Here is a 13,770-nt window from a genome sequence, read left to right as displayed (position 1 = left end):
TTATGTGTTTGTTTTATAAAGACTAATTTTTTGGATAATTCATAACAGACAAGTTGTAATGTTAATAAGACATATTTAACTTTAAATATTGTGTAAAGATTATTTTTTAGACATAGTGAATTAGGCCTTTTATTAAATTAGGTCTAATCTATATTTTGATTAGTATTTAAAGTTTTATGAAAATACTTGTATAAAGGAAAGGTATTGGTATGAGCATTCAATGGCAAGGAGTTTTTCCAGCAGTAACTACTAAGTTAAAAGCTGACTTTACTTTAGATGAAGACGCTATCCGTACAGGATTGGAGCGCTTAATCGAAAACGGTGTAAGTGGCGTAGTTATGATGGGAATGGTTGGTGAAAACGCTCAATTATCACCTGATGAAAAGTTACGTGTTCTTCAAATTGCTAAAGAGACTGTAAATGGTCGTGTAGCGATTATTTCAGGTCTTGCAGAGACTAATACAGATAAAGCTATTGCATTTGCAAAAGAAGCTGAAAAATTAGGTATTGATGGCCTAATGGTATTTCCAGGTTTAACGTACAAATCAGATGCTCGTGAAACTATTAATTATTATAAAACAATTGCTAAAGCGAGTAGCTTAGAGATTTTGCTTTATAACAATCCACGTGGTTATGGAGTAGATTTAACGCCAGATGTAGTTGAAGAATTATTATCTGAACCTACCATTACAGCAATTAAAGAAGAGTCATACGATACAACTCGTGTCACGGATCTTATCTCTCGCTTCGGTGGACGTTTAGCCGTAGTTTGTGGTGTTGATGATTTAATTCTAGAGAGTGCTGCCTTAGGTGTAACAGCTTGGGTATCTGGTATGGCAAATGCTTTACCTAAAGAATCAGTTGAATTACTGAAATTAGCAGTATCGGGTGAATATAACAAAGCACGTAAATTGTATGCTGCCTTAACTCCATTATTCCATTTAGATACCGTTGTTAAATTAGTTCAACATATTAAATTATCAGAAAACATTATTGCAGGTTTCGCTGAAACTGTTAAACCACCTCGCCTTAATCTAGAAGGTAAAGAACGTGAGCAGACTATTGCTATTGTTAATAAAACTTTAGCAGATTTGAAAGCTCTAGGTTATTAATTAATTTACTTTGGTGAAAAGATATATCTTTTCACCAAAACCATTCTATCTAATTGATTTCAAAAAAGGATTTTATATGAATCATACATTTTTTTGTATTGATGGTCATACATGTGGAAACCCAGTACGTCTTGTATCAGGTGGAGCACCACGGCTGAAAGGCAAAAGTATGATTGAATATAGGGCTGATTTTGAAAAAAACCATGATTGGATCCGTACAGCACTTATGTTCGAGCCACGCGGTCATGATGCAATGTCAGGTACAATTGTTTATCCTCCAACACGAAATGATTGTGATGCCGCTATTTTATTTATTGAAGTAAGTGGCTGCTTGGCTATGTGTGGGCACGGCACAATTGGAACCGTGACATTCCTAATTGAAAATGGCCTCGTAACTCCTAAAGAATCAGGCGTTTTAAGGTTAGATACGCCTGCAGGTCTTGTACTGGCCGAATATAAACTAAATGAATTTAATTTAGTTGAGACAGTTAAATTAACGAATGTAGCTTCTTTCTTATTTGCAGAAAAATTATCAGTAAATATTGAAGGTTTTGGTGAGATTAAATTTGACGTTTCTTATGGTGGTAATTTTTACGCAATCATTGAGCCTCAAGAAAATTATCAAGACCTCGAACAACTCTCAGTTTCTGATATTCAAAAGCTAAGTCCTATAATTAGAAAATTAGCAAATGAAAAATATCAATTTATACATCCTGAAGCTCCAGAAATTAAAGGTTTATCCCACGTCATGTGGACAGGTAAACCTCTTCGAGATGGATCAAGTGCTCGGAATGCTGTTTTTTATGGTGATAAAGGAATTGATAGATCACCTTGTGGAACAGGAACCTCTGCTCGTTTAGCTCAACTCGTTGCACAAAAGAGATTAAAGATTGGAGAAAAATTTATTCATGAAAGCATTATTGGCACTACATTTAATGGCATAGCTATTGCGGAAACTAAAGTTGGTCAATATGACGCCATAATTCCTACAATTGAAGGATGGGCAAGAGTTACTGGTCATAATACTATTTTTGTTAATGACAATGATCCTCTTAAACATGGCTTTTTACTTAAGTAATGGATGAGAAAGATTATGTCTAAAAAGATTAACTTAAGTCTAGATGAAGTACATCAACTTGCTTTTCAAGTATTAACTAAATATGGCATGTCTGCTGTTCATGCTAATTCAATTGCTGATGTAATTACAGCAGGTGAGCGTGATGAATGTTTTTCGCATGGAATTTATCGTTTATTAGTTTTAAGTCATACACTTAAACAAGGTTGTGTTTCAGGTGATGCTTTGCCTGATGTAAAAGAAAGTAATAATGCCATAGTTGAAGTTGATGCAAAATTTGCTTTTTCTCAATTAGCATTTGAAAGAGGCTTGTTGCCATTAATTGAAAAAGCCCATCGATATGGAATAGCAGCACTTAAAATTAATAATTGTTTTCATTTTTCTGCTTTATGGCCTGAAGTTGAAAAAATTACAGAAGCTGGATTGGTTGGTATTGCATTAACTCCTAGTCATGCTTGGGTAACTCCTGCTGGTGGTTCGAAACCAGCTCTTGGAACAAATCCCATTGCATTTGGTTGGCCTAGAAAAAACAAATACCCATATGTATTTGATTTTGCAACAAGCGCTATTGCTCGAGGTGACATAGAGTTACATTCCCGAGAAAATATCCCGCTTCCAGAAAATGTAGCAGTTGATAAAAGTGGTAAACCTACAATTGATGCGAATGCCGTATTTGATGGGGGATCTATGCTTACATTTGGTGGGCATAAAGGTTCTGCATTATCAACCATGATTGAATTACTTGCAGGGCCTTTAATCGGTGATTTAACTAGTTTGGATTCTCTTAATTTAGATAATGGAAAGGGATGTACTCCCTGCCATGGTGAGTTGATTCTTGCTTTTGATCCCAAAATATTTGGTTTGAATGATCTAGCATCGAATGGTGAACGAGCAGAGAGGTTATTTTCTTCAATAACAGAACAAGGAGCTCGATTGCCTTCTCAGCGCCGTTATAAAGCAAGAGAGAGAAGTTTAAGTAAGGGAGTATTTATTTCACAAGATCTATATAAAGACATTTTAGATCTACTGAAATAAAGGTTAATAGGTATTTAGGAGGATTAGCGATGCCTCATGTGGTTATAGCTGGTGCAGGAATTGTTGGTCTAAGTTGTGCATGGTATGCGCAACGAAATGGTTGGACAGTAACATTAGTAGATAAAGATTTCGAAGGTGATAGAGCATCTCATGGAAATGCTGGTGGAATTGCCATTAGCGAATGTATTCCTCTAAGTTTAGCAGGTTTGGGTTTAAAACCCCTTAAATGGTTATTAGATCCAGTTGGTCCTTTGTCTATTAGACCTTCTCACTTATTAAATTTGTTACCTTGGTATTTAGGTTTACGAAAGGTTTCTAGGCCAGAAAATTTTATCCAAATTTCTAAAGCTCTTGCTGATTTAAATGCATATTCTTTAAATGCTTTTGAAGAAATGTTAAAGGATATTGGTTTAGAAAATGAAATTCATCATAAAGGTGCTTTAACAGTTTATGAAAAGGAAAGTACCTTTAAAGCTGAGTCTCGTGATTGGGAAATTAAAAGATCACATGGTGTTAAATTTCGCGAAGTCAACACAACTGAACTTATACAGCTTGAACCTAATTTAAGTAATAAGTTTGAAATGGGGGTGATGATCGAAGATTGGGCCCATATTAATGATCCGCTTTTCATTGTACAGACATTAAGAAAAGTTATTCAACAGCGTGGAGGGGAGTTCATCAAAGGAACTGTTACTTCCATAGCAATAGATCGTCCTAATCAAGCTGGTGTTGTGGTTGATGATCTTCGAACTATATATGCAGATAAAGCCGTAATCGCTACAGGTGCGTGGTCTAAAAATCTGGCATCGTCTATCGGTGATAACGTACTGATAGAAAGTGAGCGTGGTTATAACACTACACTTCCACAATCGGCAAAACTTTTAAATAGAGAGGTCATTTTTGCTGAAAGGATGTTTGTTGCTACACCTTTAAGTATTGGTCTTAGAATTGGTGGTGCAGCAGAATTCGCAGGTTTAAATGCTGCTCCTAATTTTAAAAGAAGTGATGCATTGCTCAGTCTTGGTAGAAATTTCATACAAAACTTAGATGAGACTAATCCTAAAAAATGGATGGGTAACCGCCCAACAACTGCCGATTCATTACCTGTTATTGGACCTTCAGGTAGACATAAACATGTTCTTTATGCATTTGGTCATGGGCATTTGGGATTGACACAGTCTGCTTCAACTGCCCAATTATTATTTAGTCATTTAAACAATGACTCATGTCCTATTAATCCTTCACCTTACTTAATCTCTAGATTTGGATAATCTCTAGTCTAAGTAATTAATCAACTTAATCTATTGAAAATTCTCTATATTTATTTATGGAGTGGAGAGTCTTTGACTCTTTTGGGAGTATGCGATGGAATTGCTGAAAGTATTAAATGATTTTTTATGGAATCCTTTAGTTGTTTTTGTTCTCGGATTTGGATTTTATTTAACAATCAAGACAAGTTTTCTCCAAATTCGGGGATTACCACATATGCTACGTTTAGTTATACAACCCTCATCAGGGAATGATGGTATCTCCTCATTTCAGGCATTAGCATTATCATTATCTAGTCGAGTAGGTGTTGGTAGCATTGCTGGGGTAGCTACGGCAATTACAGTGGGTGGTCCCGGTTCATTGTTTTGGATGGCGGTTATGGCCATATTAGGTGGTGCTACAGCTTTTGTTGAGTCTACCCTAGCTCAAATTTATAAGACTAAAATTAACGGCGTTTATGTGGGTGGAATTCCTTATTACATTGAAAGAGGATTAGGTACGAAAAAAATAGCTGTAATTGCGGCTACAGTTGCCGTTCTGCTATACGCGATTTTTGCACCTGGTATTCAATCCAACAATATTGGTTTGGGATTTGAATCTGCTTTCGAAGTACCTAAACTTTATTCAGGTATAGCTGTTACAGCTGCTTTAGCTTTTATTATTTTTGGTGGTAGAAAAAGATTAATTCATTTTGTCGAATATGCTGTTCCTTTTATGGCTGGCGCATATATTTTGGCTGCTTTAATTATTGTTCTTGTCAATATTGAACTAGTTCCTAGTGCGATTAAATTAGTTCTTTCAAGTGCTGTTGGTTTGAATGCCATATATGGCGGTATCGTTGGTTCTGCTATTGCATGGGGTGTCCGTCGGGCGTTATTCGCTAACGTAGCAGGTGTAGGAGAAGGGACTTTTGCATCCGCAGCTGCCGATGTATCTCATCCAGTTAAACAGGGACTAGTTCAATGTTTTTCAATTTATATTGATACGCTGTTTGTATGTATGGCCACTGGGGTAATGATTATTATCACTGGTCAATATAATGTGATTACAGAAGCTGGCGTTCATATTACAACGAATTTACCTGGTATTGAGGCAGGTCCAGCTTATGCTCAAGCTGCAATTAACACAGTTTTCAATGGTTTTGGCGCTCCATTTGTTGCTGCTGCCATTGCTCTGTTCGCATTCACAACTTTAGTTGCCTTCTACTATATTGCTGAGACAAATCTATCCTATCTTTTAAAAGGCTATAACAATAAAGCGGCATTTTTACTTAAATTGGTGCTATGTGCAGTAACATTTTATGGATCAATTGAGTCAGCAAAACTAATTTGGGCAATTGGTGATGTGGGTTATGCAAGCTTGGCATGGGTAAATATGATTTGTCTCGTATTGCTCGCGAAACCAGCATTAAAAGCCTTAAAAGATTATGACCAACAAAGAAAAATGAAAAAAGATCCTATTTTTGATCCAAAAAAACTTGGAATCCCGAATACAGATAGTTGGGATAAGTAATCCGTTCTAATAGTTATCCTCTAAAACTAATATAGGAGTTTAGGTATGTTACTTACTGGTGAAATGATCATTGGTTCACGGACGATTCGAGGCTTAAGTGGAGAACAAAAAGCATTTAATCCAACATTAGACCAAGAAATACCGCATCCAAACTTTGGTCTTGGTAGCTTACAGGAAGTTGAAACTGCAGCAAATTTAGCCGAACAGGCATTTGACCAATATCGCAATTTACCTCTTGAAAAGCGGGCGGCCTTTTTAGAAAGTATCGCAAATAATATCCTTGAATTGGGTGATGACTTAATTGAACGTGCTCATCAAGAAACAGGATTGCCACATGTCCGATTACAAGGCGAAAGAGGTAGAACAATTGGGCAATTACGTATGTTTGCACAAGTAGTTCGTGATGGACATTTTCTATCTACAACAATTGATCCTTCACAACCTGAAAGAACACCTTTACCTCGTGCAGATTTACGTTTAATGAAAATTCCATTAGGTCCAGTTGCTGTATTTGGAGCTAGTAATTTTCCATTAGCTTTTTCGGTCGCTGGAGGAGATACAGCCTCTGCTTTAGCAGCTGGAGCGCCAGTAATTGTAAAAGCTCATAGTGCGCACTTGGGAACATCTGAGTTAGTTGGACGCGCTATACAAAAAGCTGTTATAGAGAATAATTTACCTGAAGGTGTATTTTCACTTCTATTTGGCGCAGGTAGGACAGTTGGTGAGGCTTTAGTTTCACATCCAGCAATTAAAGCAGTTGGATTCACTGGATCGCGGCAAGGTGGTTTAGCTTTAGTAAATATTGCTAATGCTCGACCAGAACCAATTCCTGTTTATGCAGAAATGAGTAGTACTAATCCCGTTTTTTTATTTCCTCACGCCTTAAATCAAAATGCTGAGAAGATTGCACGAGGCTTTATAGATTCATTAACTATGGGGGCAGGGCAATTCTGTACGAATCCTGGGTTAGTTGTTGTAGGAGAAAGTTCTGATTGCGAAATATTTATTAATGCTGCCTCACAAGCATTAACTGAAAAATCAGCACAAACTATGTTAACTGCCGGAATATATGAAGCTTACCAATCAGGAATTGAACAAGTAGGGGACACAGATAAAGTTGAAAATATTTCTAGTGGTCAAGAGTCTGGAAATATGTGCAATGCAGCTCAGGCTCAGTTATTTGTTACTACTGTTGATGAGTTTATCTCTAATAAGACACTTCACAATGAGATGTTTGGTCCAGCTTCAATTATTGTTAAAGCAAAGAATTCTGAAGAGTTCATCAAAGTTGCAAAGCATATTGAAGGTCAGTTAACAGCTACTTTACATATTGATGAATTAGATTATCAACAAGTTAGTCAAATTCTTCCAATATTAGAGCGTAAAGTGGGGCGCATTTTAGTTAATGGATATCCTACTGGTGTAGAAGTTTGTCATGCTATGGTCCATGGAGGACCATTTCCCTCAACATCAAATAGTATGTTTACCTCAGTTGGTGCATCGGCAATAGATCGTTTTTTAAGACCTGTTTGTTACCAAGATGTTCCTGAAAATTTACTACCTGAACCTTTAAAAGCCTCTAATCCACTTAAGTTGATACGCTTAGTAGATGGAAATTTATCAGTATAAATAATTTTGCATGTCCTATTTTTAATAGGACATGCTGATCATGGATGAGATCAATATTTATGAAATATTTAGTTATATTAGCGAGTTTGTTAACTTTGGGAGTAAGTTATTCATCTCAAAGTAATGCTGAAATGAAGTACATAACGAATAAAATAAAATTGAAAAAAAATAATTGTAAACAACTTGATCCGTCACTTCAGTGGAGCCAAGGAGTAAGAGAATTCTTACAATCAAAGATTGAAGAAAATAGTACCTGTATCGGAACTTATTCTAAAGAAAAAGATAAAAAGGTAGCAATTTTTGATTGGGATGATACAGTCATCAAAAATGGTGTAGGTTATTTAACTAATTATTACATGCTACGTAAGGGACTTGTTTTACAACCTCCCAAACAGGACTGGCGACAGTTAAATAAATATTTATCTGATGCAGCTGTTACTGCTTTAAATAAAGCATGTGGAACTAACATTCCAGCAGGCCATCCTTTACCTACAAATACAAATATTGCTTGTGCAGACGAAATTATTTCAATTTTATCTGATAAAACTAGTGATGGAGAAGCTGCTTTTACCGGTTTTGATCATCGCCGGATGGAAGCTGCATATTTATGGAGCGCAGCTTTATCAACTGGATATAGTTCAGAACAACTTTCAAAAATAGCTAGGGAAGCCAGAAAGGAAAGTTTAAGTGCCCCAATTGGTGCTAAGCAAAAAATAGGTAGTAAGGAAGTTAATGCTTATAACCGCTATTACCCTCAAATAAAAGATTTAATACAAACACTGCAAGCTCATGGGATAGAGGTGTGGATTCTTTCTGCCTCACCTGAACCTATTGTTAAAGTATGGTCTTCAAGTGTAGGAGTAGATGCTAAGCATACAATCGGGATTCGAAGTATTTACAATGAAAAAGGTAAGCAAACCCCTGATTTATATGGGTGTGGAGATATATTAGATAAAGATAATTCAGTAATACCAACTATAGATGGAAAAAGATGTTGGGCGAATAAAGTAATTTTTGGTGTTCAAGGTAAAGAAGCTTGGGAACAACTCTCTGCTGATCGTAGGCAAATTATTGCCGGAGGTGATTCAGTTACAGACGTAACGTTTGTGAACGATGCTACTGTAGTTTCAATAGCAATCAATAGAAATAAACCTGAATTGATGTGTCGTGCTTATGATGGCTTATTTACTAAAGGGGGAAAATGGGCGGTAAATAAAATGTTCATTGAACCTTTTCCAAAGCATAACACCTATGATTGTTCTAATGCTTACGTGAATTCCGATGGAACAAAAGGTCCAGTTTTACGTATGGATGGAACACAAATCGCTGATCAAGAAGATTTAATCTATTAATAAAATTCATGAGATAGATATTAAAAATATCTATCTCATCTTTATTTTGAGAAAGTAATTAATGGAAAAATTAAATTATACTAATGCAAAAGCACAATTATCTCAGGTTATGGATAGTGCTTTATCTGGACATCCTATAGAAATCACTCGTAAAGGTAGAGCCTCTGTAGTAGTTATAAGTAAATCTTCTTATGAAAAATACAAAAAGGAAGAATTTGAGAATAAATGTCAAAATCGAAAGTTGTTTTAATTAAAAGAAAAGATAGGTGTGAGGTATTTGTTTACTAGTAAACCCTATAAACCGAATAGTCTATTTAGACCATCAGACTATCGATCAAATGGACCGTTAAATAGTCCGTTGGGCCAGAACTGTACAAAACCTACAGGCAACAAAAAAACCCATAAATCAAATATTCATGAGGCTTAATGATGGTGCCGACACACGGATTCGAACTGTGGACCTACTGATTACAAGCCATTTGTTTTGTAAAATCAATTAGAAGATAGTGTAGATAACTATACATGTATTATTTCAATCAATTTAAAGAGATGTTTTAAACATATGTGCGCTGAAAAAATGATTCAATTGCTAGGTCAAGCCCTCTCATTGAACTCCAAATTAAATATTTTTTGAATGCGCTTCATCAGGTTATATCATCAATTGCAAGGCAAGATTATATGCCACAGTATTCGATATAGCTTCAGCGACAAAAAATCCTGAGGTGGGGTGAAGTTTAAAGTCTGTTTACGATAAAAAGTTAGTTTTCCTGTCTGCTTGTCCTTAAAAATAAACTCATCATCAGCATGAGAATATTCTTGTCCATACAACGGACCACCAAGACACTTTAATCGTAGCACTGAATTCCCCTTAAAATTTACTTAATGGTTAGTTTATAGGCCTAATGTAATGAAAAACAAGAATAATCAATTTACGACTTAGTCGATAGATGATTGACACCTTAAATTTTGCAGATTATCCTTTGCCTGCTGGCCACATTGCCAGTATGGTTTTGACAGACCATTGTGTAAGACCGCATCAGATTATTCCTTCTGAGGAGTAATTTTATGTGTACCTCTCGTTCCCTCCCGTTGCGGTAGGACGGGAGAGGGACACCTATGGTGTGCTGGAGTCTTACCCAGTCTGTCAACCCTTTCTCGTTCTGCCACCATAATTCTAAATTAATGCTTTGGCAGAACTCCAAATATAAGGAGTTGGCTATGCATATTCTTTTTATACATCCCGATTAGTTTTAATCGAGTTCGATGAACTTCTGGTTTCTCAAACTTTAGTTTTTTTCGTCTAAAAATTTAACTTTAAAAATGTCATGTGAGCTACACCGTGGCAGGGCTTTGTGTTGCCTAAAAAAGCCTGACCTCCATGACAAAATCACTGGGTATAACGATGAAAAATAAAATTTTGATGGGTGTGGTGAGTGTCAGTGTTCTGATTCTAAATGGTTGTTCTTCCCAATTTGAAAAGGGCGTCAAGCAGGGCTGTTACAACATGGGTGGCAGTCGTAGCTACTGTTCATGTGTCTATGAGAAGGTTGAAGAACATTATGGTCGCAAGGTTATGCGCCAGATTGAGGGTATGAGCTATCTCCCAAATGACCTAGACCGTGTGATGTATCAGTCAGGTCAACAATGCGTGGACAAACTCTAATACCAGATATCTAAAACCTTAAGCAAATTATTGAATCACTCATTTCCTGTTGCCTGTCTGGGCAACGGGAAGGGGTTATGCAACTCAATTTAGGAATATTGATCATGAAACATCCATTTTTCACCTTCTATTTTACGATTGTCATTGGTTACTGGTTGTATTGCATTTGGGAATATCCGGGGCATTACTCTGGTGCTTATCTACTTGGTCGTGCGCTGGTCTGGCCTTTTATATTTATACGCTGGTTCTTCTAGGGGCATGATGATGAGCATATCAGATCGAATCCTGCAAAGTCAGTGGGTGCTCTTACTGCAAGCTAGTGACAATATTTATTTTGCACCAGTCATTCCCAATAAAAAGCTACAAGGTGCTATGACTTATCTACCTCATGGTGTGAGCCCCAAAGATGTATTGATGCTGATTGACGATACGGTATTTGGTAGTGCCAAGGTTGGGATGTGCCTCACGGCAAAGGGAATATTCTACAAAGCCAGCTTTGAAGATGAGCAGGCTTATCTGTTTGAGCACATTCAACAGGTCGAGGCTGATATTGGAATACTCACCAGTTCCATTCTGATCAATGGTCATGATGAACTGAACTTTAGTCAACTCGATAAAGGTGCGATTCGTGCTTTAGCGGCATTCTTAAATGAATGTTGTCAGGGTAAACAAGCAACCAAGCAAACGAATGTAAATATTGATGCTGAGATGCAGATCATGATTGATCTGTTTGCCTATTTTATTACCTTTAGTGCAGGCCAATGGAATGCTCGATCGAAAGAAGCGGTATCAGACCATTTCACTAAACTGAATGATAAGGCAGTGCATCAGTATGTCGAGAAACTATTGAATGAACAGATGCGCTTCGATTATGAAGACCTGTTGCATCGTTTGGCAGACCTGAAAGATAAGTTGGCTTATAACTTCCGTAGGCACATGATTGAACAACTAGTCTATGCCATGGCATTGGGTCAAGTTGAACAGGACCAAGCTGACCTTTTCATGACCCATCTGTGCCGTGTATCCAACGTCTCTCGGGCAGTCTTTCCAGACCTCGTCAAAATCATTTATCAATGTTTGGCAGGTGAAATAAATCAGAAAAAAGTTTCTGATCTGAATCACGAACAACTACAAGCATGCCAACTTCTTGAGATTCAACCCGAAGTATTAAGTGAACAAACCCTGCAAGCTGCTTACCGAAAAAAGATGGCAGATTTCCACCCTGATAAATACCAGACTTTACCCGAGTCAGTACAACATCTTATTGAGCAACAAGCCCAGCAATTCAATCAGGCCAGAGCTGTATTAAAAGCCTATCTTGGAGTGTAGCCGATGAAGATCAATACACAACGTTTGAAACGGCGCTGGCGATGGTATGCAGCTTATGTAGTGATTTTTATCCTGTCTTTTGCTTTGTTTTATGCCTATGACCATGCGCGGGATCAATCAACAGAGCAGATGCTTGAAGATATCCGCCGTCCTGCAATAAGTCATGATGATACAGCAGTGACAAGCATTACTGACAAAGATGAAGTCCCTGCTTTTGATAAAACTGACCTCAATAAGGAAAAACATAAATAAAGAAATTTTAAATACATATTACCCAAATGAGAGAGCTACCGAATTGCTCTCATTAATGAAGCAAATTCATGAAACCGAAAGGGGGAAGCATGATGACATCACAAGCTAAAAATATTCAGACTTTTATTATTGGCGTTTTATCTACATTAGTAGTGGTACTTGCAGGATGGGTCGGCTATGACAAGTTTTTAAAGCCTAAATCAGAAACAATAGTTACAGCATCTGTTTCTGAACCTGCTGCTGCCTCTGAGCCTGTAATTCAGGCATCCAGTGAACCCCTATTAGTAACGCAGGAAAAAGAAACTATCCCTACTCAAAAATTAGAGGAAAATACAAAAGGTGAATACCTTGGAAGCGGACTTTATACCTCAAACATGGATAGCGGTAAGTGTTTAGGTTCTGCCAAAGTAACCTGTGGTTTGTTTGAAATGAATAAGCTGCCGAAAGAGTGGGAAAATGTAGTTGAAGCTACTTCTGAGAAAAATCTCGAATATTGGTTTTCAACAACTGATCCGAATAAGGTGACTTCAATTCCCCATGACTGGTCTGGCTGGCAAGTTATGGAATATGGTGAAGACAATAAAAAGGTGATGGCTTTCTTTGATAGTGCTTATACCAATACAGGTGAATGTTTATTAACTCAAACTGTATATGACATCAAAACCAAGAAAGAAATTGATAGCGTTGATCTTGCCTGTAACTAAACCCTTAAGAAATAGAGGATGATCAAATGAAAAAACTATTTCTGGGTATGGGAGTTGCAGCTATAAGCATTTCAACTTATGCATTGGATTTACAGTCACATGAAGTACCCGCTTATTTAATTCAACAACAAGGCTATTCAGGGCAAGTGAACTGTACGTATCGTGGTGTTCTAAAAAGTGGAGTCCAAAGAACCTTTAAAGTATCTATGTTCAATGAGTGTGAACAGGTTTTGGCACTGAGTAATGCTACTGTCCATAATGCAATGAGTGAGGCAAGGATTCCATATAGTAGCCATCGAACTTTTGTCCGATTTATTGGGGTAAAACCTCGAAAGTTTAGAGGTATTTATATTCCTGGGCGAAGTGATCCTTGTCACCCGAGTTTACGTTCTATTCCACAAGCTGTTGCTGACTGTAAAAATAAACAGCGTGCTCATTAAATAAGAAAATCTAACCAAGACAAAAGAGCCTGCGACTTCGCAGGCTCTTTTTTTTATGCCTTTTATTTAAGGAAGAAGACCATGCACCAGTGTCCTTACTGTCATTCATTACACATCACATTACTTCGCCAGACTGAGCCAACTTCGGGCGTATTTGCAAAGCTTTCATCATTCTCGCCGATGTCTCTGGCAGTCGCTTGTATGCAGTTATCAAAACGCAGTCCCGTTCACCCTTTGGTGGGTGGCTTTGTGGGCTTGGTTATCGGTGGCATGTTTCTGCTCTACGTTCAGCATCAAGACAATATGGTGACGCTGTTTTACCAGTGTGAGCAATGTCTGGAACATTTTGAGATTCAGCAATCAGGTTTCTCATAACTCAACATCATTTATAGCATTTA

The 13,770-nt window shown here is 37.2% G+C and carries 15 protein-coding genes and 1 pseudogene; 15 read left to right on the top strand and 1 reads right to left on the bottom strand.

The genetic code is table 11. From position 1 onward, the window contains the following. Positions 1 to 209 precede the first annotated feature (209 nt). The 8 genes from ACG59Z_RS16285 (at position 210) to ACG59Z_RS16250 (ending at position 9,234) form a co-directional block, all read left to right on the top strand. A complete protein-coding gene (locus tag ACG59Z_RS16285; RefSeq protein WP_400200338.1) occupies positions 210 to 1,112 on the top strand; it encodes a dihydrodipicolinate synthase family protein in 903 nt (300 codons plus the stop codon). Between the two features lie 76 nt (positions 1,113 to 1,188). Beyond that, positions 1,189 to 2,190, top strand: a complete 1,002-nt coding sequence (locus ACG59Z_RS16280; RefSeq protein ID WP_400200337.1) for a 4-hydroxyproline epimerase — start codon at positions 1,189 to 1,191, stop codon at positions 2,188 to 2,190. Positions 2,191 to 2,205: 15 nt separating this feature from the next. Next, positions 2,206 to 3,222 (top strand): Ldh family oxidoreductase, encoded by a 1,017-nt coding sequence (locus ACG59Z_RS16275; protein ID WP_400200336.1) that lies wholly within the window; start codon positions 2,206 to 2,208, stop codon positions 3,220 to 3,222. A 29-nt stretch (positions 3,223 to 3,251) separates the two neighbouring features. Further along, the gene (locus ACG59Z_RS16270) at positions 3,252 to 4,493 is read left to right on the top strand and encodes an NAD(P)/FAD-dependent oxidoreductase (RefSeq protein WP_400200334.1); all 1,242 of its coding nucleotides are present in this window, start codon (positions 3,252 to 3,254) and stop codon (positions 4,491 to 4,493) included. Positions 4,494 to 4,587: 94 nt separating this feature from the next. Beyond that, the gene (locus tag ACG59Z_RS16265) at positions 4,588 to 6,003 is read left to right on the top strand and encodes an alanine/glycine:cation symporter family protein (RefSeq protein WP_400200333.1); all 1,416 of its coding nucleotides are present in this window, start codon (positions 4,588 to 4,590) and stop codon (positions 6,001 to 6,003) included. Positions 6,004 to 6,048: 45 nt separating this feature from the next. After that, positions 6,049 to 7,632: an aldehyde dehydrogenase (NADP(+)) gene (locus ACG59Z_RS16260; RefSeq protein WP_400200331.1), complete on the top strand. Its 1,584-nt coding sequence runs from the start codon at positions 6,049 to 6,051 to the stop codon at positions 7,630 to 7,632. A gap of 59 nt (positions 7,633 to 7,691) precedes the next feature. Next, the gene (locus ACG59Z_RS16255; protein ID WP_400200329.1) at positions 7,692 to 8,984 is read left to right on the top strand and encodes a haloacid dehalogenase-like hydrolase; all 1,293 of its coding nucleotides are present in this window, start codon (positions 7,692 to 7,694) and stop codon (positions 8,982 to 8,984) included. Positions 8,985 to 9,045: 61 nt separating this feature from the next. Further along, positions 9,046 to 9,234, top strand: coding sequence for a type II toxin-antitoxin system Phd/YefM family antitoxin (locus tag ACG59Z_RS16250; protein ID WP_400200327.1), 189 nt, complete (start codon positions 9,046 to 9,048; stop codon positions 9,232 to 9,234). A gap of 399 nt (positions 9,235 to 9,633) precedes the next feature. Here ACG59Z_RS16250 and ACG59Z_RS16245 read toward each other — a convergent pair. Beyond that, positions 9,634 to 9,842, bottom strand: a pseudogene (locus ACG59Z_RS16245) (hypothetical protein). 544 nt (positions 9,843 to 10,386) lie between these two features. On the opposite strand from ACG59Z_RS16245, the gene ACG59Z_RS16240 reads away from it, so the two are divergent. The 7 genes from ACG59Z_RS16240 (at position 10,387) to ACG59Z_RS16210 (ending at position 13,747) form a co-directional block, all read left to right on the top strand. After that, on the top strand, positions 10,387 to 10,647 hold the full coding sequence (locus tag ACG59Z_RS16240; protein ID WP_400200396.1) for a hypothetical protein: 261 nt from the start codon (positions 10,387 to 10,389) through the stop codon (positions 10,645 to 10,647). Positions 10,648 to 10,751: 104 nt separating this feature from the next. Next, entirely contained in the window at positions 10,752 to 10,901 is a 150-nt protein-coding gene (locus tag ACG59Z_RS16235; protein ID WP_002017940.1) for a hypothetical protein, read from the top strand. A 10-nt stretch (positions 10,902 to 10,911) separates the two neighbouring features. Continuing rightward, positions 10,912 to 11,976, top strand: coding sequence for a DnaJ family molecular chaperone (locus ACG59Z_RS16230; RefSeq protein WP_400200325.1), 1,065 nt, complete (start codon positions 10,912 to 10,914; stop codon positions 11,974 to 11,976). Between the two features lie 3 nt (positions 11,977 to 11,979). After that, entirely contained in the window at positions 11,980 to 12,228 is a 249-nt protein-coding gene (locus tag ACG59Z_RS16225) for a hypothetical protein (protein WP_400200323.1), read from the top strand. A 92-nt stretch (positions 12,229 to 12,320) separates the two neighbouring features. Beyond that, positions 12,321 to 12,932 carry a hypothetical protein gene (locus ACG59Z_RS16220; protein ID WP_396235294.1) on the top strand — a complete coding sequence of 204 codons (612 nt, stop codon included), beginning with the start codon at positions 12,321 to 12,323 and terminating at the stop codon, positions 12,930 to 12,932. Positions 12,933 to 12,958: 26 nt separating this feature from the next. After that, positions 12,959 to 13,372 carry a hypothetical protein gene (locus ACG59Z_RS16215; RefSeq protein WP_400200321.1) on the top strand — a complete coding sequence of 138 codons (414 nt, stop codon included), beginning with the start codon at positions 12,959 to 12,961 and terminating at the stop codon, positions 13,370 to 13,372. 81 nt (positions 13,373 to 13,453) lie between these two features. After that, positions 13,454 to 13,747, top strand: a complete 294-nt coding sequence (locus ACG59Z_RS16210; protein ID WP_400200319.1) for a hypothetical protein — start codon at positions 13,454 to 13,456, stop codon at positions 13,745 to 13,747. Positions 13,748 to 13,770 lie beyond the last annotated feature (23 nt).

Origin of the sequence: Acinetobacter sp. ABJ_C1_1 (genome assembly GCF_044684115.1) — a bacterium.
Taxonomy (GTDB): domain Bacteria; phylum Pseudomonadota; class Gammaproteobacteria; order Pseudomonadales; family Moraxellaceae; genus Acinetobacter; species Acinetobacter nosocomialis_A.
The sequence above is the reverse complement of the archived record's forward strand: the minus strand, read 5'-3'. Positions and strand labels throughout refer to the sequence as shown.